Here is a 23,005-nt window from a genome sequence, read left to right as displayed (position 1 = left end):
GGCCCTCCGTTGAGGATAAAAATAATGAACACAACAACCTGTACCCACAAAGACAACCCTAACTTCTGGATCTTCGGGCTGTTCTTCTTTCTCTACTTCTTCATCATGGCCACCTGTTTTCCGTTCCTGCCGATCTGGCTGTCGGACATCATCGGCCTGAACAAAACCCATACGGGGATTGTTTTCTCCTGCATCTCGCTGTCGGCCATTGCCTTCCAGCCGGTGCTGGGGGTCATTTCGGACAAGCTGGGGCTGAAAAAACATTTGCTTTGGATCATTTCGGTGCTGCTGTTCCTGTTCGCGCCGTTCTTCCTGTACGTCTTCGCCCCGCTGCTGAAAACCAATATCTGGCTGGGGGCGCTGAGCGGTGGGTTGTATATCGGCTTTGTCTTCTCAGCGGGTTCGGGGGCGATTGAGGCCTACATTGAACGCGTGAGCCGCAACAGCTTTTTTGAGTACGGCAAGGCGCGCATGTTCGGCTGTCTCGGCTGGGGGCTGTGCGCCTCAACGGGCGGCATCCTGTTCGGCATCGATCCGTCGTATGTTTTCTGGATGGGATCGGCGGCGGCGCTGTTGCTGATGCTGCTGCTGGTGGTCGCGAAACCGAAGCCCAACCAGACGGCGCAGGTCATGAACGCCCTGGGCGCGAACCAGCGGCAGATCACTGCTAAAACCGTGTTCAACCTGTTCCGCCAGCGCAGAATGTGGATGTTCATCCTGTACGTGATTGGCGTGGCCTGCGTATATGACGTCTTCGACCAGCAGTTTGCTACCTTCTTCAAAACCTTCTTCGCCACGCCGCAGGAGGGGACCCGCGCCTTTGGTTTCGCCACCACAGCGGGGGAAATCTGTAACGCGATCATCATGTTCTGCTCGCCGTGGATCATTAACCGCATCGGTGCGAAAAACACGCTGCTGATTGCCGGGGTGATCATGGCGACGCGCATTATCGGATCGTCGTTTGCCACCACCGCCGTGGAGGTGATTGCCCTGAAGATGCTGCACGCGCTGGAAGTCCCGTTCCTGCTGGTGGGGGCATTCAAGTACATCACCGGGGTGTTTGATACGCGCCTGTCGGCCACCATCTACCTGATTGGCTTCCAGTTTGCCAAACAGTCGGCGGCGATCTTCCTCTCCGCCTTTGCCGGAAATATGTATGACCGGGTCGGCTTCCAGGAGACGTATCTGATACTGGGCTGTTTCGTGCTGGCGATCACGGTGGTGTCGGCGTTTACGCTGAGTGGCAGGCGGGAGATTGCTGCTACCGCTGGGGCAGCAGCGTTAACACATCAGTCCAGGTAAAACACCTCGTTCAGCGCCGCACTCACCGGGCTGTTGTCAGGGTTAGACGGCATAACGTCAGCCATATGTTTCCACCAGCGCTGGCAGACGTCGGTATTCGCTACCGCGTTCCAGCGCTCCTCCGATTCAATCTCCACGGTTGCAAACAGCAGGTTGCGGGCTTTGTCGAGGTAAATGGCGTAGTGGTGCGCACCGTGGGCTTTCAGTACCGCCTCCAGCTCAGGCCAGATCGGGTTGTGGCGACGTGCGTACTCCTCGTGCGCGTCCGGGTTTACCTGCATCACAAACGCTTTGCGGATCATAAAGCCTCCAGGTACAGCTCGCGGACCTCATCGCGGCTGGCGGTGCGCGGGTTACACGGCGCGCACGGGTCGGCGAGAGCTTTATCCAGCCAGCCTTCAATATCGGCTTTGGTCACGCCGAGCTGGCTAAATCCGGACGGAATGCCGACCCGGGCGCTCAGGTCGCGAATCGCCTGAATGGCTGACATGCTGGCCGCTTCATCGCTCATGCCGCGCGTGTCAACGCCCATCGCCTGCGCCACGCGGGCAAATCGGGCAACCGCGTTCGGGCGGTTAAAGTTTTCGATGATCGGCAGCAGAATGGCGTTGCACACGCCGTGCGGCAGGTTGTGCGTCGCGCCCGGCTGGTGCGCCAGGGCATGCACCAGCCCCAGACCGGCGCTGTTAAACGCCATGCCCGCCAGATACTGACCAAAGGCCATCTGCTCGCGCGCTTCCAGGTTGTGACCGTCGTCGACCGCTTTCGGCAGCCAGAGGTTGATCAGGCGAATCGCCTCCAGCGCGTTGGCATCGGTCAGCGGGTGCGCGCCGACGGACACGTAAGCTTCAATGGCGTGGGTCAAGGCATCCATGCCGGTTGCGGCGGTCACGGAGGCCGGAATTTCAAGCATCACGCTGGCATCGTCCACGGCGATATCCGGGATGATGTTCGGGTCGATAATCACCTCTTTCACCTGTCGTGCGGCGTCAATGATCACCGCGTTGCTGGTCATCTCCGCTGCCGTGCCTGCGGTGGTGTTGATCGCCACCAGCGGCACGCCCGCGTTTTTCACCTTGCCGACGCCAGAGTAATCGGTTGACGGACCGGGGTTGGCGGTGAGGATTTTGATTGCCTTGGCGGTATCAATCGGGCTGCCGCCGCCAAAGGCAATCAGGTAATCACACTCCGCATCCTGATATGCCGCATAGCCTTTTTGCACCAGCGCTTCCGTCGGATTCGGGAATACCTCATCGAACAGGTGATACGACATCTGATGGGCGTCGAGCGCGGAAAACAAACTGTCGAGCAGGCCCAGCTTCACCAGCTGACCGTCGGTGACAATCAGCGCTTTTCCCCACTGTTTGTTTGCCACCAGATTGACCATATCGCCGATCGCGCCCGCGCCGTGCAGGCTGATTTTGGGGAGTGCCAACATAAAGCTCATGATAATTCTCCTTAATTACTGTGAATTTTATGCCCGGCGGCGCTGCGCTTGCGCGGGCCTACGGTTAAGCAGGCCGGGTAAACGCAGTGCCACCCGGCTATGAGATCCGTCTTCGCTGCATAATCCGGCGGGTAATAATCGGCAGCGAAATCACCACGATCAGCATCGCGCCGATAATCACCGACATCACAATGCCGGGCACGTTGAGCAGGCTCAGGCCGAAGGTCACCAGCCCCATCAGGAAGGCGGCGATAATCACGCCCACCATGCTGCCGGACCCACCGAGAATATTGACGCCGCCGAGCACCGCCATCGTCACCACCGCCAGCTCCCAGCCCATCGCGATGGTCGGACGGGTGCTGCCCAGACGCGAGGTGAGCAGCACCGACGCCAGGCCGGACATCAGCCCCACCAGCGCGAAGAGGATCAGGTTGTGGCGCTTCACGTTGATGCCGGAGTACCACGCGCCGGTCGGGTTGTTGCCGATGGCGTAGGTGCGGCGGCCAAAGTTGGTACGGTGCAGCACAAAGGCAAACAGAGCGGCCAGGACGATAAACAGCGCGAACTCAAACGACAACGCGCCCCAGACGTAGCCCTGGCCGAACCAGGCAAAGCTCTCCGGGTAGCTGTTCAGCGCCTGGTCCCCGAGCAGGATGTAGGTGATCCCGCGGTACAGGCTCATGGTGCCGATGGTGATGACGATGGACGACAGGTTAAAGCGCGTCACCAGAATGCCGTTGAACAACCCGCACAGTAGCCCGACGCCTAATCCCACGCACACCAGCAGTGGCGTATCGACGCCCGCCGCCGCGCAAAAGCCCATCACCGTGGAGCTGAGCGCGATGGTGGAGGCCACCGACAGGTCAATTTCCCGGGCGATAATCAGCATCGCCATCGGCAACACAATGATCGCTTTTTCCGTGAAGTTGAACGTCGCGTCGGAGAGGTTCCAGATATTGAGGAAGTAGGGCGAGGCGAGCGCGTTCACCACAAACACCGCCAGCGTCACCGCCAGCAGGAAGCCCTCCCAGCACAGCAGACGCTGGAAGATGCCCGGCGCAGAAGTGGGTTTGAACTCTTCAGATGTCATCATTTTACTCATGGTTTCACCGCCAGTTTCTGACGTGCCAGCGCCGCGTCGCGCAGGATCAGCCTGCCTTTGCGTTTGTTGCCGCGCTCGTTCAGCAGCACAGCGATGACAATGACCGAGCCGGAAATCGCCATCTGCCAGAACGGGGAGACGCCGATCACCGGCAGGGCGTTGTTGATGACGCCAAGGAACAGCGCCCCGAACAGACAGCCGAGCACGCGGCCGGTGCCGCCCATGGTGCTGATCCCGCCAATCACGCAGGCTGCCACCACCTGCAATTCAAAACCGTTAGCGACGTCAACATACGCAACGGCAAAGCGCGATATCCACAGGTAGCCGCAGAACCCGGCCAGCAGACCGGAAAGGCAGAAGCTGATGAACTGCATTTTCCCGGCGTTGATCCCGGTGTAGTACGCTGCCGTGGCGTTCCCGCCTGCGGTGTAGAGCGCCCGTCCGGTGCGGCTGTAGCGCAGGAAGTAGCCCACCAGCAGCAGTACGGCGATGGCGCACCAGCTCAGCACCGGCAGGCCCAGCACTGACGCACGCGGCAGGCCGAGGAAGTCTGCACCCATCTGGTTGGAGTTCACCCAGCCGCCGCCGGAGAGCAAAAAGATCATTCCGCGGTAGATGCTCATGGTGCCGAGTGTTACCACAATCGCCGGAATGCCCAGCTTCCACACAAGCAGGCCGTTTATCGCGCCCATCAGTAGCCCAAGCGCGCTGGCGAGGATCAGCAGCGCCCAGACGGGCACGTCCGGGTAATGGAAGTTAATCAGGGCGACAATCATCCCGGTCAGGGCCAGATTGGCCGCCATCGACAGGTCGATGCCTTTAGTGAGCAGCACCAGCATCTGCCCGAGCGCGAGGACGATCAGAATGGCGGTGTCGTTAAACATCTCCACCAGGTTGCCCGGCGCGATAAACGATGGCACGCGGCTGCCAATGGCGACGATCATCAGGATAATCACCGCGCCCAGCAGGGCTTCGCGGTGTTTTAAGAGTGAGCTAAGCATTTATGCCGCCTCCTGTTTTGCACCGCTGGCGGCGCTGACGATGGTTTCCGCCGTCGCGTCTCCCGCCTGGTATTCGGCCACCATCAGCCCCTCGTGCATGACGATAATGCGATCCGCCATGCCCATCACTTCCGGTAGTTCGGACGAGACCATAATCACCGCCAGCCCCTGACTGACCAGCTCGGACATAAACTGATGAACGGCTGCCTTTGAGCCGATATCGATGCCTTTTGTTGGCTCATCGAGGATGATCACGTCAGGGTGCGTCGCCAGCCATTTGCCGATCACCACCTTTTGCTGGTTGCCGCCAGAGAGGGTCTCCACCGCCTGCTTCCAGCTGAAGGCTTTCACTTGCAGGCGTTTGGCGTACTCGTTCGCCAGTTTCCATTCACGGTCGTCATGCAGCACGCCGTTCGGATTGAGCGTGCTAAGCTGAGGCAGGCTGATGTTCTGGGCAATCGGCAGGGCGATAATCGCCCCCTGTTTCTGCCTTTCTTCCGGCACGCAGACAATACCGGCTTTGATCGCATCCGCAGGCTGGCGGAAGCGCCGGGGCTGTCCGTTGAGGATAATTTCCCCGGACGATGGCCGCGTGACGCCGGAAAGCGCCTGCATCAATTCGGTACGCCCGGCACCCACCAGCCCGTAAAAGCCGAGGATTTCCCCTTTACGCAGGGAGAACGAGATATGCGCAAACTCGGTCGGATGGCAGAGGTTTTTCACCTCCAGCACCGTCTCGCCTTTTTCGCAGTCGATTTTCGGGAAGGTTTGGGTAATGGCGCGCCCGACCATCATCGACACCATCCGCTCCTCGGTGATCTCATTTATTGCCCCTGCACCGACGAACACGCCGTCGCGCAAAATGGTGTAGTGATCGGCCAGCTCAAAAATCTCGTCGAACTTGTGGGAGATAAACAGGATGGCTTTTCCCTCCTGCTTTAAGCGCTCCACAATCTGGTAAAACTCGAGGATTTCATGCTGCGACAACGCCGCCGTGGGTTCGTCGAGGATCACCACCTGCGCCTCAAACGACAGCGCGCGGGCAATCGCCACCATGTGACGCTGGGCGATGCTTAGGGTTTTCAGCGTTGCGCGCGGGTCGATTTGCACCTCAAGGCGGGCGAGAATAGCCTGCGCCCGGCGGTGCATTTCCGGCCAGTCGAGCTTTTTCAGGAAGCCTTTGTGAAGGTACTGACCAACAAAGATATTTTCGGTGACCGAGAGTTCATCAAACAGGACGGTTTCCTGGTGTATGGCGGTGATACCCATTTTATGCGCCGACTCCGGCGTTGGAAGGTGAACGGGGATCGCCTTGTAGAGAATTTCGCCCTCGTCGGGCTGGTATATGCCGGTCATCACTTTGACCAGCGTCGACTTGCCCGCGCCGTTTTCGCCGATAAGCGCCGTCACTTTGCCGGGCCACAGCGCAAGCTGCACGTTCTCAAGAGCACGTACGCCGGGGAACACCTTGGTGATGCCAGAAAGCTGTAGCAATGGGGTCATGATAGTTCTCCGTTTGGTTCACCCTCACCCCGACCCTCTCCCTTTGGGAGAGGGCTAGGGTGAGGGGGGAAAGGATCAAAAGATTTTCGAGAACTTATCAATATTGCTGGCATCGTAGACGAACGGCTCGGCCATCGCGCCGTTGCCGTCCGCATCCAGCTTCACTTTGCCCAGTTTGCCCATGCTGGCCTCACCTTTCGTGGCCGTGCCTTTCACCAGATCGTCCGCTAAGTAAGTCGCGGCATAGCCCAGGTCAATCGGGTTCCAGATGGCAAAGCTCTTGCTCGCGCCGGATTTCACCGCGCCCGCCATCTCAGACGGCAGGCCTAAACCGGTGACGTACACTTTGCCAATCTTGCCCTGGTCCTTCACCGCCTGCGCGGCAGCCACAATGCCCACGGACGACGGCGAGACGATGACTTTCAGCTCCGGGTAGGTTTTCAGCAGGCCGACCGCTTCGCGATAGCTTTTGTCAGAGAGATCGTCTCCGTAGGCCACGGTCACCAGATTGACGGACGGGTACTTCGGCAGCACCTTTTTCATCTCCGCAATCCAGGTGTTCTGGTTGGTGGAGGTTGGCGTGGCGCTCAGCACCGCTACTTCGCCCTTCTCCACGTTCAGCGCTTTCAGGGCATCGGCGGCGAGCTTGACGTTGGTTTCGCCAATCAGGGCGTTATTGGACGGGTTGAGATGGATCTGACGCCCGGCTTTCGCCACCCCGGAATCCCACGACACAACCTTAATGCCGCGCTGCATCGCTTTTTTCAGCACCGGCACGACGGCGTCCGGATCGTTCGCGGAAATTGCGATCGCATCCACGCCCTGGGCGATCAGCCCGTTCAGCACCTCGATCTGCGCTTCCGCCGTGGTGGTGGTCGGGCCGGTATAAATCACTTTTACATCGCCTAACTCTTTGGCCGCCTCCTGCGCGCCGACGTTCGCTGCCTCGAAGAATCCATTCCCTAAGGACTTCGCCACCAGGGCGATTTTCACTTCTGCTAAAGCGGAACCGGACAACGCCAGAGCGGCAACGGTGAGGATCAAGCTTGCTTTTATTTTCATTGCTTTTACTCCACTGACTTGAGTTAGTTGTAGGGATTGCAGGTGGTTTTCGCCCCGTCTCGGTGAGCGGGGCGCGATGTTGTTATTGGTACAGATCTAACGCCGACTGCATCGGGGTGACGCCAAAGCGTTTGCCCAGGGCAATCAGCTCTTCCCGGGTGATGGTCTGCTTCATGCTGCCCATGGAATAGACCTTCACCAGCACCTCCGCGGATTTCTCGGCGGTGTCGATCAGGCCGAAGGTTTCATCCAGTGTCGGGCCGCTGCCGAAGACGCCGTGGAACGGCCACAGCACCAGTGAGTGCTTCTGCATGTCCGTCGCGGTCGCCTGGCCGATTTCGTCGGTACCCGGCACCATCCACGGCAGAATGCCGACGCCGTCCGGGAACACCACCAGACACTCGGTGCTGCCTTCCCACAGTTTGCGGGTGAAGAAATCAGAATTATTTTCCAGCACGTAGGTCAGGGCGATCAGGTTGGTGGCGTGGCAGTGCATGATTACGCGGTCCTTGCCATTGGTCGCCTTAATGCGCTCGCAGTGGGAGAGGAAGTGCGCCGGCAGTTCGGATGTCGGTACCGCGTCGTCCGTCAGTCCCCAGAGAATGTGGTAACCCGCGCCGTCGCTGTCCACCTTCACCACGCCGAGGTTGGCTTCCGGGTCCAGCTGTACGTTGCGGAAAAACTTCCCGGAACCGGTGACGATAAACGGCGTGTTGGCGAGCAGCGGCATCGGCTGGCTCAGGGCGATATAGCGCGGCTTCTGGTGGAAATCGGAGGCAAATGGCTCGATATCCGCGTCGTCCAGGCGTAGCGTCAGGTTGCCGCCGTTGCGCTCATCCCAGCCCTTGAGCCAGGCGTCAGAGGTGGCTTTGATCATGCCCTGGACGAACCAGGAAGTGGTGATGGTCTGCATACTGTAGTTCCTTTGAAAATGCCGGGTGGCGTTACGCTTACCCGGCCTGGTCTTATCTGTAGGCCCGGCAAGCAACGCGCCGCCGGGCGATGTTTTTTACTGACGAGCGGCAAGAACCTCTTTCTCATACGCCCGCACGTTATCCAGCCACTGGCTGCCCGCAGGTGCATCGTGACGCTGGCAGTACATCTCCCACACCGCCTGCCACGGCAGGGATTTCTGCTCTTCCAGCAGCGCCAGGCGCGCGGTGTAGTCGCCGTTTTCTTCCAGCTGTTTCAGGGCGGCGACAGGCTCCAGCAGCGCGCGCAGCAGGGCTTTCTTCATGTTACGGGTGCCGATAACCCACGCCGCGATGCGGTTGATGGAGGCGTCGAAGAAGTCGAGGCCGATATGTACGCGGTCAAAGAGGTTGTGGCGGATGATTTCGCTGGCAATGGCCTGGGTTTCGTCATCCAGCAGCACCACGTGGTCGCTGTCCCAGCGCACCGGGCGGCTGACGTGCAGCAGCAGGCGCGGCACGTAGAGCATGGCGGCGGAGATCTTGTCGGAGATGACTTCCGTTGGGTGGAAGTGGCCAGCATCCAGGCACAGCGCGGTCTGGCGGCTGGTGGCATAACCCATGTAGAACTCGTTTGAGCCCACGGTGTAGCTCTCTGCGCCAATGCCGAACAGCTTGCTCTCGACGGCGTCGATGTGGTGCGCCGGGTCCAGCTTCTCGCTGATGGCTTCATCCAGCGCGGCCAGCAGGCGCTGACGCGGGGCCAGTCGGTCTACGGTGATGTCCTTCATGCCGTCCGGGATCCAGATATTCATTACCGATGGCGTGCCAAGCTGCTCGCCAAAATAAGCCGAGACGCGGCGGCTGGCTTTGACATGGTCGATCCAGAACTGGCGGATTTCATCGTTGGCATGCGCAAGGGTAAACCCGTCCGCGCTCAGCGGGTGCGAGAAGCAGGACGGGTTAAAATCCAGACCCAGCCGGTTGGCTTTCGCCCACGCCACCCAGTTCGTAAAGTGTTCCGGTTTGATTTCGTTACGCGCGACCGGCTCATCGGATTCGAGATAAATGGCGTGCAGGTTCAGGCGCTTTGGCCCGGGGATCAGGCTCAGCGCCAGCTCCAGATCCGCACGCAGTTCGGTGGCGTTGCGCGCTTTGCCAGGATAGTTACCCGTGGCCTGAATACCCCCCGTCAGGGAACCGCCCGGGTTCTCGAAACCGGCGACATCATCACCCTGCCAGCAGTGCATGGAGACGGGCAGACGATCGAGCTGGCGCAGCGCCTCTTCGACATCCACGCCGACGGCGGCGAAACGCTGTTTAGCCAGGTCCCAGGCTTGTTCAAGTTGAGTGGTCATGCGCAAAGCTCCTTAGTCAGTCGTTTTTGCTGAAACTGCGCCCGGTAGCGGGCAATTTCATGGCAGGGATGGGGGGTGAAGGTGGTCAGGCTGTTATTCGCCGTCACCACCGAACGGAAATCGTCGACGTTGGACAGTTCGTCCAGGGTCATCAGCTGAATGCCGATATTGCCGAGCGTGGAGGCTTCAATCGGACCTGCCACCACGGTAATGCCGCATGCATCCGCGCAGAGCTGGTTCAGCAGCTGGTTCTGGCAGCCGCCGCCCACGATATGCAGTTGTGTGAACGGTTTGCCGCGAAGGTCAGCCAGCTCGCTCAGGATGTCGGCATAGAGCAGGGCGAGACTGTCAAAAATGCAGCGCGCCAGCTCGGCGGGGCGGGAAGGTACCGGCTGCCCCGCTTCAAAACAGGCGGCCTGGATTTCGGCGCTCATGTGCGCCGGGTTGATAAAGCGGTCGTCGTTCGGGTTAATCAGGAAGGTGCAGGCCTTCAGCGTTTCGGTTTCCGCGATAAGCGCGGGCAGGTCGGTGATGTTCTGCTCTTTCAGCACCCGCTGGAGCAGCCACAGGCCCATGATGTTCTTCAGCACCCGGTAGCGCCCTTCGGCACCGCCTTCGTTGGTGATGTTCGCGGCCAGCGCGGCATCGCTGGTGTAGGGCGTTTTGCTCTCAAAGCCCATCAGCGACCAGGTGCCGGATGAGAGGTAGGCCGCATCTTTGCCGGCGAGCGGCGAGGCAATGACCGCGCTCGCGGTGTCGTGGCTGGCGACGGCGACAACGGGGATTTTATTCCCTTGCGGGCAAAGCCAGTGGCCGATCACATTGCCCGGATGGGTTGGCGCGCCAAACCAGGACGGCGAGGCGCCCGTCCAGGCCAGCAGATGTTCATCCCAGTTATCGGTGTTGATGTTGACCAGCTGCGTGGTGGTGGCGTTGGTGTATTCCCAGTTCATGTTGCCGGTCAGACGGTAGCTTAAGTAGTCCGGGATCAGCAGCGCATGCGCCACCTTTTCGACCAGCTCTGGCTGTTGCTCAACCAGCGCGCGCAGCTGATACAGCGTGTTAAACGGCAGAAACTGAATGCCGCTGCGACCATAGATGTTCTCCTTGCCAAGCTGGGCGATGGCGTGCGCCATTAGCCCATCGGTGCGGCTGTCGCGGTAGGAGACGGGCAGGCCGACGCGTTCGCCGTGACGGTCCAGCAGTAGGTAATCCACACCCCAGGTATCAATGCCGATACTGTCGATGCGAATACCGTCTTCGCAGACGTTGTGAAGTCCGGTGCGGATCTCTGCTTCCAGGGCGTCGATATCCCAGGTAACAAAACCGTCCTGTTTTTGCAGACAATTGGCGAAACGGTGCATTTCGCGAAGCGTAAGGGTGTGCAGGTCGCAGTCCCAGGTGGCGAGCATTACACGGCCGCTGGATGCGCCTAAATCGACAGCCACACAATGGCGAAAAGTCATGGTCGGGTCCTTTCTTAAGTCATTAGCGAGGAGTGTAAGAAAGGGAAGAAATAGCCACCTTCTCGCCACTGACAGCCCAAATCTCGCGCTGGCAAGAAAGCAAAGATGAACGTGAGGGAGTTCACAGTTTCCAGTAATGGCGGGGTTTGCAGGCAGTGTGACGCTGACCGCATTTCCCGATCTTTCCGCCTGTTTCTTGAAAAACCGACAGCTTTTGCGCGGTTTGCTGTCAAAAATTTAAGGTGAGCGTGAAAGGCCTTAATTACTATTTTGAGAACTTTTCTCATTGGTGGGGGCCGTTATGACCGTACTGCACAGCGTCGATTTTTTTCCTACGGGGGCTTCGCCGGTCGCGATTGAGCCACGGCTGCCTCAGGCTGCGTTCCCGGAGCATCATCATGATTTTCATGAAATTGTGATTGTTGAGCACGGAACGGGCATCCACGTGTTTAACGGTCAGCCGTATACCATCAGCGGCGGTACGGTGTGCTTCGTGCGCGATCACGACAGGCACCTGTATGAACATACCGACAACCTGTGCCTGACCAATGTGCTCTATCGTTCTCCGGATGCGTTCCAGTTTCTTTCCGGGCTGAATCAGCTGTTGCCGCAGGAGAAGGACGGCCATTATCCGTCGCACTGGCGGGTGAATCAGTCCACGTTGCAGCAGGTGCGTCAGCTGGTGAGCCAGATGGAGCAGAGCGAGGATGGACAGGAGACGCACGCCATTGCTACCCGCGAGCTGCTGTTTATGCAGCTGCTGGTGCTGCTGCGGCGCAGCAGCCTGGTGGAAGGGCTGGAAAATAACGACGCGCGCCTGAATCAGCTGATGGCATGGCTGGAAGATCATTTCGCCGAAGATGTCTGCTGGGAAACGCTGGCGGATGACTTTTCGCTCTCGCTGCGCACGCTGCATCGTCAGCTCAAGCAGCATACCGGCCTGACGCCGCAGCGTTACCTTAACCGTCTGCGCCTGATCAAAGCGCGTCACCTTTTACGTCATACCGACGAAAGCGTCACCGATATCGCCTATCGCTGCGGTTTCGGCGACAGTAACCACTTTTCGACGCTGTTTCGCCGGGAGTTTAGCTGGTCGCCGCGCGATATTCGTCAGGGGAAAGACGCGTTGCTTCAGTAACGCGAGGGCAGTCACCGTTTTTTTGCTGCAAAAAGGCTAATAATGTCCGGTTATTCGCCGTAGAGGTTGTGGTGTGGCTGCTCAGCTCATTCTTCGCAAAGATGATTTTTTTGCCTCCGCGAGTCAGGCCGTCGCGGTGGCCGACCGCTACCCGCAAAACGTCTTCGCCGAGCACACCCACGAGTTTTGCGAGCTGGTGCTGGTGTGGCGGGGCAATGGCCTGCACGTCCTCAACGACCGTCCCTACCGCATCACGCGCGGAGACCTGTTCTACATCCGCGCTGAAGACAAACACTCCTACGCCTCGGTTAACGATCTGGTGTTGCAGAACGTCATCTATTGCCCCGACAGACTTAAACTGAATGTCGACTGGGCGGGCAATATCCCCGGTTTTCATGATGCCAGAGGCGAACCGCACTGGCGCTTAAGCAGCAACGGCATGGCTCAGGTGCGCCAGACGATTTCCCAGCTGGAGCAGGAGAGCCAGAAGAGCGATCCGGTGGCAAACCAGATGTCGGAGCTGCTTTTCGCCCAGCTGGTGATGACCCTGAAGCGCCATCGTTACGCTACGGATAATCCCTCTGCCACCATGCAGGAAGCGTTGCTGGATAAGCTCATCACCCGGCTTGCGGGCAGTCTGAACAAGAGTTTCGTGCTGGAAAAATTCTGCGAGCAGGAGCAGTGCAGCGAGCGCGCGCTGCGCCAGCAGTTCCGCACCCAGACGGGGATGACGGTAAACCACTATCTGCGCCAGCTGCGCATCTGCCACGCCCAGTACCTGTTACAGCATACGGAGCTGATGGTGAGTGAAGTGGCGATGCGCTGCGGCTTTGAGGACAGTAACTACTTCTCGGTGGTGTTTAACCGTGAGGTGGGGATGACGCCGGTTCAGTGGCGTCATCGCAGTCGAAAGGCAGCGTAATCAGTTCGCCATGCCGAGGCCGACGATATTGGCCGCAATGATAATCACCACGCAGCCCAGGCTCAGCACGCCAACCGGACGACGCCCGGCGTTGTTCCACTCTTTCAGCACCAGCCCAACCAGCCCGCCGCACAGCACGTAGAAGCTCATGTGCAGCATCCAGCTCATGTAGTCATACTGCGCCGGAATACTGGCGTGACCCCAGGCGTAGAAGAAGAATTGCAGATACCACATCAGGCCGCCAAGGGCGGAGAGCAGGACGTTGGTGACGATCAGCGGTTTTGCCAGCGAGAAGTCGGCTTTTACCGACAGGTTGTTCACTTTTGCCAGACGAATAAAGCAGAAGCCGAGGTTTACCAGCGCGCCGCCGCCCATGATCACCACGTAGCTTGGCAGGGCAACGTACAGCGGATCGACGCCCAGCGCCGCAGCGGCGTCGTGCATCGGTTTGGCGGCATTCATGGCGAACGACATGCCCGCCGAGAAGATGCCGCACATCACCGCCAGCAGCAGCCCTTTCTTCAGGTTGAACTCTTCGGCTTTGATGCCCATCTTGCGTTCTTTCAGCTGGCCCGCGCGGGTGACGATGCCCACGCCGATCACCGCCACCAGCACGCCCAGCAGGGTCATTCGCCCTCCCTGGGTGTTGATCAGCACATCGAAGTTGCCGTTGAGGATTGGCGTCATCAGGGTGCCAACAATCAACGTTATGCCAATCGCGATGCCAATCCCCATCGACATGCCGAGGTAGCGCATGGTGAGGCCGTAGTTGATATTACCGATGCCCCACATCGCGCCGAACAGGAATATCGGCAGCAGGGTGGAGGCGTTGAAGGAGGAGAAGTAGCCCCAGAAATCGGGCAGCAGCATGGCGCTGATTGTCCACGGCAAAATCAGCCAGGACACGGTACCGCCAACGGACCACATGGTTTCCCATGACCAGCCTTTCACCTTTTTAAACGGGGCATAGAAACAGGCTGCACTGGCCGCGCCTATCAAATGCCAGAAGATACCCATCGTAATCGCATGATTCATTTTTACATCCTCATCGTTTTTATAGCCGGAGGCTTCCCGCCGACTTGATGAGTGTAAAAATGAGGCGGTTTGGGAACCTTCAGAAGGTTGCCGCACTTTTGTTCAGGATGGCAATCAGCACGTTAAACACGTGAGCAGACTCACAATTTTGTCATTTATCAAAAACCGAATAACCTTATAAAAACTACGGCATTGATAATCATTTTCAATATCATTTAATTAACTATAATGAACCAACTGCTTACGCGGCATTAACAGCTGTGCCGCCCGACAATAATGGAGAGGATTATGAGTTATACACTGCCATCCCTGCCGTATGCCTACGACGCACTGGAACCGCATTTCGACAAGCAGACGATGGAAATCCATCACACTAAACACCACCAGACCTACGTGAACAACGCGAACGCCGCGCTGGAAAGCCTGCCTGAGTTCGCTAATCTGCCTGTTGAAGAGCTGATCACCAAGCTGGACCAGCTGCCGGCAGACAAGAAAACCGTGCTGCGCAACAACGCGGGCGGTCACGCTAACCACAGCCTGTTCTGGAAAGGCCTGAAAACCGGCACCACCCTTCAGGGCGACCTGAAAGCGGCTATCGAGCGTGACTTCGGTTCCGTTGACAACTTCAAAGCGGAATTCGAAAAAGCCGCTGCAACCCGTTTCGGCTCTGGCTGGGCGTGGCTGGTCCTGAAAGGTGACAAACTGGCGGTCGTTTCTACCGCTAACCAGGACTCCCCGCTGATGGGTGAAGCTATCTCTGGCGCATCCGGCTTCCCAATTCTGGGTCTGGACGTGTGGGAACACGCTTACTACCTGAAGTTCCAGAACCGTCGCCCTGACTACATCAAAGCCTTCTGGGATGTAGTGAACTGGGACGAAGCAGCAGCGCGTTTCGCCGCTAAAAAATAAGGTTGCATTGACGCCTGTGAGAAGCGAGTCTGATGACTCGCTTTTTTTGTATCTGAAGGAGTGGAGATGCATTACCCGGTGAATGTGTTTACAGGCAAGGTAAGGGAGTACGAAGGCAGCCGCCCGAGTGCCATCGCCAAAGTGCAGGTCGACGGTGAGCTGACGTTGACCGATCTCGGGCTTGCGGGTGACCAGCAGGCTGAAAAGAAAATCCACGGCGGGCCCGATCGCGCGCTGTGCCATTATCCCCGCGAGCACTATCAGCACTGGAAAACCGAATTTCCTGAACAGGCTGACCTCTTCGTCGCCCCCGCGTTTGGCGAAAATCTCTCAACGGAGGGGCTGACGGAGAAGAACGTCTTTATCGGCGATATTTACCGCTGGGGCGATGCTTTGATTCAGGTCACCCAGCCGCGCTCACCGTGCTTTAAGCTTAATTACCATTTCGGCATTCAGGATATGTCGGCCCAGTTGCAAAACGCGGGTAAAACCGGCTGGCTGTATCGCGTTGTGCAGGCGGGACAGGTTTCGGCGGATGCGCCGCTTGAGCTGGCTTCGCGTTTGAGTGAGGTGTCGGTGTACGAGGCCTGCGCAATTGCCTGGCATATGCCGTTTGATGACGATCAGTATCACCGTCTGCTGTCAGCGGCGGGATTATCCACCAGCTGGACCAGAACGATGCAGAAGCGGCGGATAAGCGGCAAGATCGAGAGCAGTTCGCGGAGATTATGGGGGAAATAGTTCCCGCAGAAAGTAGGCCGGGTAAGGCGAAGCCGCCACCCGGCACATACGGTTACGAACGCTTATACAGCGGCAGCCACAGCGTTAACCTGAGCCCGCCCAGCGGGCTGTCATCGGCTTTCACCCAGCCACGGTGCTGTTGCATGGCGGTTTCAACAATCGCCAGACCCAGTCCCGTACCGCCAGATTCACGGTCGCGTGCCTCGTCGGTACGGTAGAACGGACGGAAAATCTGCTCGCGGTCTTCCGGGCTGACGCCAGGACCGTCGTCGTCGACGATGACGGTGATCCCGTCTTTATCCACCGAGAACGCCACCTCAATCTTCGTGTGCGAGTAGCGCAGGGCGTTACGCACGATATTTTCCAGCGCGCTTTCCAGCGCGTTGGGGTTACCGTAGAGCGGCCACGGGCCCGGCGGGAAGTTAACGGTGAAGGATTTGCCCATCTGCTCCGCTTCAAACGCCGCGTTGTCCAGCACCTCATGCCACAGATGATTGGCTTTCACCGTTTCGCTCACCAGCGCGTTTTTCTGCTGATTGCGCGACATCACCAGCAGATCGTTTATCATGCTGTCCAGGCGATGCGCTTCCGTCTCAATACGCTCCAGCTCTTTGCTCTCACCGCTGCGGCGGCGCAGCAGGGCGGTACCCAGCTGTAAGCGCGTGAGCGGCGTCCGCAGCTCGTGGGAGATATCCGACAGCAGGCGTTGCTGCGCGGTCATCATGCGGTCAAGAGCAGAGACCATCTGGTTAAAACTGGTTCCGGCGGCCAGGAACTCCTGCGGCCCGGATTCCAGCTCCGGATGCTGCCTCAGGTTGCCCTGCGCCACTTCGTCCGCCGCATTTTTCAGCTTACGCGCCGGTTTCGCCAGGCTCCACGCCAGCCATAATAGCAGCGGGGAACTGACCAGCATCGTGACAATCAACAGCAAAAGCGGACGGTCAAACAGCAGGTTGATGAAGTCGGACTGGGAACTGCTCGCAGGGCGAATCAGGTAGAGCTGATAATTGTCTTCCCCGTCCCGAACCGAGAAAGGACCAACCATCTCTACCCGACCATATTTCTTTTTCTGTGGGTGATCGGCGTTATCCGCCTGGCCAATAAAGTTGCGGATAATCTGCATTTCATTGCGATCGGCCCCAATCACGCGACCTTCGCTGGTGACCAGTAAAAGACGTTGTCCGGGGGGCGCCCACTTGTCGATAGCGCGAAACAGCCTGCGCCACCACATTAAATCGTTCGGCGGATCGTTTGCCAGCTCCGCTTCCACGTGCTGCTCGATCATCACGCCCTGACGTTGCTCGCTGTCGAGTAGCTCCGTCATCTGGCGTGAGTCGAGTTTTGGCAACATCAAAACGAGCATTAAAACCAGTGCCAGCGTCAGCCAGAAGATGGCGAAGATGCGGGCGGTTAAGCTGCCTATCATGAAGCGGAAACCATCAGATAACCACGACCACGCAGGGTTTTGAACCAGGGATGACCGTCTTTACGCTCCGGCAGCTTACGGCGCAGGTTCGAGATATGCATGTCGATGGCGCGGTCAAACGGGGTGAGGCGTTTGCCCAGCACTTCCTGGCTTAAGTGTTCACGCGACACCACCTGGCCGAGATGCTGCGCCAGCAGATACAGCAGGGTGAACTCGGTGCCGGTTAGCTCCAGTGTTTCACCGTCGAAGCTCGCTTCCTGTCGGCCCGGGTTCAGGCTCAGGGAGTCCACTTCCAGCGTAGGTGAGCTGTTGTCGGTATTCTGCTGCTGCTCGCTCCAGTGAGAGCGGCGCAGGATCGCGCGAATACGCGCCACCAGTTCACGGTCGTTGAACGGCTTAGGTAAATAGTCATCCGCACCCAGCTCAAGGCCGAGTACGCGGTCAAGCTCGCTGCCGCGTGCGGTCAGCATAATGACGGGGGTCTGGTGTGTCTGGCGAAGCTCTTTCAACGTATCAATACCGTTTTTCTTCGGCATCATGACGTCGAGCAAAAGTAAATCGATGCTGTCGTCAAGGAGACTCAGCGCCTGCTCGCCATCATGGGCAACCAGGACGTTGAAACCTTCCATGTCGAGCAACTCCTTTAAAAGAGATGTGAGCTCTCGGTCATCATCAACTAACAGGATTTTATTCATTGTTTAAATACCTCCGAGGCAGAAATTACGACATCAAGGCTATCTAATCCATGACTTTACGTTGTTTTACACCCCCTGACGCATGTTTGCAGCCTGAATCGTAGACTGTCTCTCGTTGAATCGCGACACGAAAGATTTTGGGAGCAAGTGATGCGCAAAGTTACCGCTGCCGTCATGGCCTCAACGCTGGCCTTCAGTGCGTTTAGCCAGGCTGCTGTAGCTATCATCAGCGATAACGGTTCCTCAGCAGAGGGCACAACGCAGCACAGCAGCCAAAGCCATATGTTTGACGGCATAAGTTTAACCGAACATCAGCGTCAACAGATGCGAGATCTGATGCAGAGGGCAAGACACGACCAGCCCCCTGTTAATGTTAGCGAAATGGAGACAATGCATCGCCTTGTCACCGCAGAAAATTTTGACGAAAGCGCTGTACGCGCTCAGGCCGAAAAAATGGCGCAGGAACAGGTTGCCCGCCAGGTAGAGATGGCGAAGGTTCGCAACCAGATGTTCCACCTGCTAACGCCCGAGCAGCAAGCGGTTTTGAATACCAAACATCAGCAACGTATGAACCAGTTGCGTGAGGTTGCACGGATGCAGCGAAGCTCAGATATGACGCTTTTCAGTAGCAATAGCAGTACCCGTAGTAACCAGTAAACCCTGTTTTCCTTGCCATAGACACCATCCCTGTCTTCCCCCACATGATGTGGGGGTTTTTTTTGCCCATCGTTCCGGTTTGTTAACGCTTTATTCATCCTTTCACTCCACCACCATCCGTTATACTAGCGCCATGGCATGACAGGAGTGTTTATGAATCAATCCTATGGACGGCTGGTAAGCCGGGCCGCAATAGCCGCGACGGTGATGGCGTCGTGTTTACTGATCATTAAAATTTTCGCGTGGTGGTACACCGGATCGGTCAGTATTCTGGCGGCGCTGGTGGACTCACTGGTGGATATTGCCGCCTCGCTGACCAACCTGCTGGTGGTGCGCTACTCGCTGCAACCGGCGGATGAAGAGCATACGTTTGGCCACGGCAAAGCGGAATCGCTGGCGGCGCTGGCACAAAGCATGTTTATTTCGGGCTCTGCGCTTTTCCTGTTTTTGACCGGCATTCAGCATCTTGTTTCGCCGTCACCAATGAACGATCCGGGCGTTGGCGTGGTCGTAACGGTAGTTGCACTTATAAGCACACTTGTTCTTGTAACGTTCCAGCGCTGGGTTGTACGCAAAACACAAAGCCAGGCTGTACGGGCCGATATGCTTCATTATCAGTCTGATGTTATGATGAATGGGGCTATTCTTATTGCGCTTGGTCTGGCCTGGTATGGCTGGCATCGGGCCGATGCGTTGTTTGCGTTAGGGATAGGGATCTATATTTTATACAGCGCCTTGCGGATGGGGTATGACGCGGTACAGTCGCTTCTTGACCGTGCGCTTCCGGATGCAGAACGTGATGAAATTTATGCCATCGTGACCAACTGGCCCGGCGTCAGTGGTGCTCACGATCTTCGTACGCGGCAGTCAGGGCCGACCCGCTTTATTCAGATTCATTTGGAAATGGAAGACAACCTGCCACTGGTTCAGGCGCATATGGTCGCTGAACAGGTGGAGCAGGCGATTTTGCAGCGTTTCCCTGGGTCAGACGTCATTATTCACCAGGATCCGTGTTCTGTCGTACCCAGGGCGTTTTGAGCTTTCGTAATTCGTTGTAAAAAAGTGAGCCAGAGCAGCATTTTGTGGATAAATTACCACCATATGGCCTGACCTGAATCAATTCAGCTGGAAGGGATTGATATACTATTTGCAGTATTCGACGGTTGAACAGTTTCTTCCGGCAGCAGATTTCAATTTTGCATTCCTAAGTTCAGAGGTAGTCATGATTAAGAAAATCGGTGTGTTGACAAGCGGCGGTGATGCGCCGGGCATGAACGCGGCAATCCGTGGGGTTGTCCGTGCAGCGCTGACGGAAGGTCTGGAAGTTTTTGGTATCTATGACGGTTACCTGGGTCTGTATGAAGACCGCATGGTTCAGCTCGACCGCTACAGCGTGTCTGACATGATCAACCGTGGCGGTACTTTCCTCGGTTCTGCACGCTTCCCGGAATTCCGTGACGAACACATCCGTGAAGTGGCTATCGAAAACATGAAAAAACGGGGTCTGGATGCGCTGGTGGTTATCGGCGGCGACGGCTCCTACATGGGTGCAAAACGTCTGACTGAAATGGGCTTCCCGTGCATCGGCCTGCCTGGCACCATCGACAACGACATTAAAGGCACCGACTACACCATCGGTTACTTCACCGCGCTGGGTACCGTTGTGGAAGCGATTGACCGCCTGCGTGACACCTCTTCCTCTCACCAGCGTATTTCCATTGTTGAAGTGATGGGCCGTTACTGCGGTGACCTGACTCTGGCGGCGGCAATTGCCGGTGGCTGTGAGTTCGTGGTGGTGCCGGAAGTGGAATTCAGCCGTGAAGATCTGGTCGCTGAAATCAAAGCTGGTATCGCGAAAGGCAAAAAACATGCGATCGTTGCCATCACCGAGCACATCTGTGACGTTGACGAGCTGGCGAAGTACATCGAAACCGAAACCAAACGCGAAACCCGCGCGACCGTTCTGGGTCACATTCAGCGTGGCGGTTCCCCAGGCCCGTACGACCGTATCCTGGCGTCCCGCATGGGCGCGTACGCGATCGAGCTGCTGCTACAGGGCCACGGCGGCCGCTGCGTCGGTATCCAGAACGAGAAACTGGTTCACCATGACATCATCGACGCCATTGAAAACATGAAGCGTCCGTTCAAAGGTGACTGGCTGGACTGCGCGAAAAAACTGTACTGATTGGCTCTGTTGCCCGGTGGTGACAAGGTAAATGCAAAACGGTAACCCAAGGGTTACCGTTTTTTATGGTTGCTCCCTCTCCCGTGGGAGAGGGTTGGGGTGAGGGCATCAGGCCGCTCATTCATTTTTTTATTCCTTCACGTTATAGCCAATCTTTTTTTATTCTTTAATCATCGATTAGCTTTCTGGCACGCTGCATTCATCAAAACACTACACAAGAGAGCTGGGCGATGAATAAATGGGGCGTGGGGTTAACATTATTGCTGGCATCAACCAGCGTTCTGGCAAAGGACATTCAGTTACTGAATGTGTCGTACGATCCGACGCGTGAACTGTACGACCAGTACAACAAAGCTTTCGCGGCGCACTGGAAACAGGAAACCGGCGATAACGTGGTGGTTCGCCAGTCTCACGGCGGTTCCGGTAAGCAGGCGACATCGGTGATCAACGGTATCGAAGCCGACGTGGTGACCCTGGCGCTGGCTTATGACGTGGATGCGATCGCGGAGCGTGGCCGTATCGACAAAAACTGGATCAAGCGCCTGCCGGACAACTCTGCGCCATACACCTCGACCATCGTCTTCCTGGTGCGCAAAGGCAACCCGAAACAGATTAAAGACTGGAACGACCTGATTAAGCCTGGCGTGTCTGTCATTACCCCGAACCCGAAAAGTTCCGGCGGCGCACGCTGGAACTACCTGGCGGCCTGGGGCTACGCGCTGCACCACAACAACGGCGATCAGGCCAAAGCACAGGACTTCGTCAAAGCACTGTTTAAAAACGTCGAAGTGCTGGACTCCGGCGCGCGCGGCGCAACCAACACCTTCGTCGAGCGCGGCATCGGCGACGTGCTGATCGCCTGGGAAAACGAAGCCCTGCTGGCGACCAACGAGCTGGGTAAAGACAAGTTCGAGATCGTCACCCCGAGCGAATCCATCCTCGCTGAGCCGACCGTCTCCGTCGTCGATAAGGTTGTTGATAAGAAGGGCACCAAAGCGGTGGCGGAAGCCTACCTGAAGTACCTCTACTCACCGGAAGGGCAGGAAATTGCGGCGAAAAACTTCTACCGCCCACGCGATGAGGCCGTCGCGAAGAAATACGAAAACGCCTTCCCGAAACTGAAGCTGTTTACTATCGATGATGTTTTTGGCGGCTGGACCAAAGCGCAGAAAGAGCACTTCTCTAACGGCGGCACCTTCGACCAGATCAGCAAGCGCTAAGCGTTTTACAAAGAACGACACGGTAACCCGGTGTGAGAAATCCGCCGGGTTTTTTATTTGGTAATCATTTTGCGTTACTCTTTTGCCTCTATTGAAAACAGGGAACGCGTTGTGAAAAAAATTATCTTACTGATTCTGATCGTTATCGCCCTTGCCGCAGGCGGCGTGTACTGGATGAAAGCGGGTAATCCGAATGCGTTGCGTCATATCGTTCTCGACCAGTGTGTGCCCAACCAGCTGCATAACCGTAACCCGGCACCGTGCGCGCAGGTGAAGCCAGATGCGGGCTACGTGGTGTTCAAAGACCGCAACGGACCGTTGCAATACCTGCTGATGCCCACGTACCGTATCAACGGCACTGAAAGCCCGCTGCTGACAGAGCCGCAGACACCGAATTTCTTCTGGCTGGCATGGCAGTCTCGTCATTTTATGAGCATGAAACGAGGGGCCGACGTGCCTGACAGCGCCGTTTCGCTAACCATCAACTCCCCGACCGGGCGCACGCAAAACCATTTTCATATCCACATCTCCTGTCTGCGCCCAGACGTGCGCGAGAAGCTGAACGCGTCGCAGGGGCAAATCAGCACCCAGTGGTTACCGCTTCCGGGCGGGCTGGAAGGGCATGAATACCTTGCCCGTCGGGTGACGGAGAACGAACTGGTGCAGCGCAGCCCGTTTATGATGCTGGCGGAAGAGCTGCCAGAAGCGCGCGACCATATGGGACGCTTCGCGCTGGCGATGGCGCAGCAGTCAGACGGCTCGTTTGTATTGCTGGCGACAGAGCGTAATTTGCTTACCTTTAACCGCGCGTCAGCTGAGGAATTGCAGGATCATCAATGCGATATCCTGAAGTGACCCCACCATAAATAGCGTTTACTCGCCCTGCCTGTCGCCGTAGACTTGCTGAAAAATTCTACAGGAGACA

At 57.4% G+C, this 23,005-nt stretch carries 22 protein-coding genes; 10 read left to right on the top strand and 12 right to left on the bottom strand.

The genetic code is table 11. The features are described from left to right. The first annotated feature begins 24 nt into the window (after nt 1-24). Nucleotides 25-1,302 carry an MFS transporter gene (locus BFV63_RS21785; RefSeq protein WP_003861977.1) on the top strand — a complete coding sequence of 426 codons (1,278 nt, stop codon included), beginning with the start codon at nt 25-27 and terminating at the stop codon, nt 1,300-1,302. On the opposite strand, the gene rhaM is transcribed toward BFV63_RS21785, so the two are convergent. The 9 genes from rhaM to rhaB form a co-directional block, all read right to left on the bottom strand. Continuing rightward, on the bottom strand, nt 1,290-1,604 hold the full coding sequence (gene rhaM, locus BFV63_RS21780; RefSeq protein WP_022652074.1) for an L-rhamnose mutarotase: 315 nt from the start codon (nt 1,602-1,604) through the stop codon (nt 1,290-1,292). The genes BFV63_RS21785 and rhaM overlap by 13 nt on opposite strands. Next, nucleotides 1,601-2,749: a lactaldehyde reductase gene (gene fucO, locus BFV63_RS21775; protein ID WP_023323891.1), complete on the bottom strand. Its 1,149-nt coding sequence runs from the start codon at nt 2,747-2,749 to the stop codon at nt 1,601-1,603. Before fucO ends, rhaM begins: the two co-directional genes overlap by 4 nt. A gap of 97 nt (nt 2,750-2,846) precedes the next feature. Beyond that, nucleotides 2,847-3,851, bottom strand: coding sequence for an ABC transporter permease (locus BFV63_RS21770; protein WP_003861982.1), 1,005 nt, complete (start codon nt 3,849-3,851; stop codon nt 2,847-2,849). Beyond that, on the bottom strand, nt 3,848-4,852 hold the full coding sequence (locus BFV63_RS21765; protein ID WP_023315047.1) for an ABC transporter permease: 1,005 nt from the start codon (nt 4,850-4,852) through the stop codon (nt 3,848-3,850). The genes BFV63_RS21770 and BFV63_RS21765 overlap by 4 nt, the downstream gene beginning before the upstream one ends. Next, on the bottom strand, nt 4,853-6,355 hold the full coding sequence (locus BFV63_RS21760) for a sugar ABC transporter ATP-binding protein (RefSeq protein ID WP_023315046.1): 1,503 nt from the start codon (nt 6,353-6,355) through the stop codon (nt 4,853-4,855). A 75-nt stretch (nt 6,356-6,430) separates the two neighbouring features. Further along, nucleotides 6,431-7,417 carry a rhamnose ABC transporter substrate-binding protein gene (gene rhaS, locus BFV63_RS21755; protein ID WP_003861987.1) on the bottom strand — a complete coding sequence of 329 codons (987 nt, stop codon included), beginning with the start codon at nt 7,415-7,417 and terminating at the stop codon, nt 6,431-6,433. An 82-nt stretch (nt 7,418-7,499) separates the two neighbouring features. Then, nucleotides 7,500-8,330 (bottom strand): rhamnulose-1-phosphate aldolase, encoded by an 831-nt coding sequence (rhaD, locus tag BFV63_RS21750; RefSeq protein WP_022652070.1) that lies wholly within the window; start codon nt 8,328-8,330, stop codon nt 7,500-7,502. Nucleotides 8,331-8,426: 96 nt separating this feature from the next. Beyond that, complete coding sequence (rhaA, locus tag BFV63_RS21745; protein ID WP_003861990.1) at nt 8,427-9,686, bottom strand: L-rhamnose isomerase; 1,260 nt, start codon at nt 9,684-9,686, stop codon at nt 8,427-8,429. After that, nucleotides 9,683-11,152, bottom strand: a complete 1,470-nt coding sequence (gene rhaB, locus BFV63_RS21740) for a rhamnulokinase (RefSeq protein WP_048241631.1) — start codon at nt 11,150-11,152, stop codon at nt 9,683-9,685. The genes rhaA and rhaB overlap by 4 nt, the downstream gene beginning before the upstream one ends. A 301-nt stretch (nt 11,153-11,453) precedes the next feature. On the opposite strand from rhaB, the gene rhaS (BFV63_RS21730) reads away from it, so the two are divergent. Both rhaS (BFV63_RS21730) and rhaR read left to right on the top strand, forming a co-directional pair. Further along, nucleotides 11,454-12,290: an HTH-type transcriptional activator RhaS gene (gene rhaS / locus BFV63_RS21730; protein ID WP_022652068.1), complete on the top strand. Its 837-nt coding sequence runs from the start codon at nt 11,454-11,456 to the stop codon at nt 12,288-12,290. Nucleotides 12,291-12,363: 73 nt separating this feature from the next. Next, a complete protein-coding gene (rhaR, locus tag BFV63_RS21725) occupies nt 12,364-13,212 on the top strand; it encodes an HTH-type transcriptional activator RhaR (RefSeq protein ID WP_003861996.1) in 849 nt (282 codons plus the stop codon). Here the strand turns inward: rhaR and rhaT are convergent, their stop codons facing one another. Further along, a complete protein-coding gene (rhaT, locus tag BFV63_RS21720; RefSeq protein WP_048209939.1) occupies nt 13,213-14,247 on the bottom strand; it encodes an L-rhamnose/proton symporter RhaT in 1,035 nt (344 codons plus the stop codon). It abuts the gene before it with no gap. 288 nt (nt 14,248-14,535) lie between these two features. Here rhaT and sodA point away from each other — a divergent pair, with 288 nt between their 5' ends. After that, complete coding sequence (sodA, locus tag BFV63_RS21715) at nt 14,536-15,156, top strand: superoxide dismutase [Mn] (RefSeq protein WP_003861999.1); 621 nt, start codon at nt 14,536-14,538, stop codon at nt 15,154-15,156. 66 nt (nt 15,157-15,222) lie between these two features. Beyond that, entirely contained in the window at nt 15,223-15,897 is a 675-nt protein-coding gene (gene yiiM, locus BFV63_RS21710) for a 6-hydroxyaminopurine reductase (protein ID WP_003862001.1), read from the top strand. 52 nt (nt 15,898-15,949) lie between these two features. On the opposite strand, the gene cpxA is transcribed toward yiiM, so the two are convergent. Together cpxA and cpxR are read right to left on the bottom strand one after the other, a co-directional pair. Beyond that, complete coding sequence (cpxA, locus tag BFV63_RS21705; protein WP_003862003.1) at nt 15,950-17,323, bottom strand: envelope stress sensor histidine kinase CpxA; 1,374 nt, start codon at nt 17,321-17,323, stop codon at nt 15,950-15,952. Continuing rightward, a complete protein-coding gene (cpxR, locus tag BFV63_RS21700; protein WP_003862004.1) occupies nt 17,320-18,018 on the bottom strand; it encodes an envelope stress response regulator transcription factor CpxR in 699 nt (232 codons plus the stop codon). Before cpxR ends, cpxA begins: the two co-directional genes overlap by 4 nt. A gap of 150 nt (nt 18,019-18,168) precedes the next feature. On the opposite strand from cpxR, the gene cpxP reads away from it, so the two are divergent. The 5 genes from cpxP (at nt 18,169) to BFV63_RS21675 (ending at nt 22,935) form a co-directional block, all read left to right on the top strand. Then, nucleotides 18,169-18,675, top strand: coding sequence for a cell-envelope stress modulator CpxP (gene cpxP / locus BFV63_RS21695; RefSeq protein WP_048241633.1), 507 nt, complete (start codon nt 18,169-18,171; stop codon nt 18,673-18,675). Nucleotides 18,676-18,828: 153 nt separating this feature from the next. Then, nucleotides 18,829-19,713: a CDF family cation-efflux transporter FieF gene (gene fieF, locus BFV63_RS21690; RefSeq protein ID WP_022652064.1), complete on the top strand. Its 885-nt coding sequence runs from the start codon at nt 18,829-18,831 to the stop codon at nt 19,711-19,713. A 184-nt stretch (nt 19,714-19,897) separates the two neighbouring features. Then, a complete protein-coding gene (pfkA, locus tag BFV63_RS21685) occupies nt 19,898-20,860 on the top strand; it encodes a 6-phosphofructokinase (RefSeq protein ID WP_003862009.1) in 963 nt (320 codons plus the stop codon). A gap of 230 nt (nt 20,861-21,090) precedes the next feature. After that, nucleotides 21,091-22,080, top strand: a complete 990-nt coding sequence (locus BFV63_RS21680) for a sulfate ABC transporter substrate-binding protein (RefSeq protein WP_003862012.1) — start codon at nt 21,091-21,093, stop codon at nt 22,078-22,080. A gap of 111 nt (nt 22,081-22,191) precedes the next feature. After that, on the top strand, nt 22,192-22,935 hold the full coding sequence (locus tag BFV63_RS21675; protein WP_003862014.1) for a CDP-diacylglycerol diphosphatase: 744 nt from the start codon (nt 22,192-22,194) through the stop codon (nt 22,933-22,935). Nucleotides 22,936-23,005 lie beyond the last annotated feature (70 nt).

Origin of the sequence: Enterobacter hormaechei subsp. xiangfangensis (assembly GCF_001729785.1) — a bacterium.
In the GTDB taxonomy this organism is placed as follows: domain Bacteria; phylum Pseudomonadota; class Gammaproteobacteria; order Enterobacterales; family Enterobacteriaceae; genus Enterobacter; species Enterobacter hormaechei_C.
This window is presented reverse-complemented; position numbering and strand designations above follow the sequence as displayed.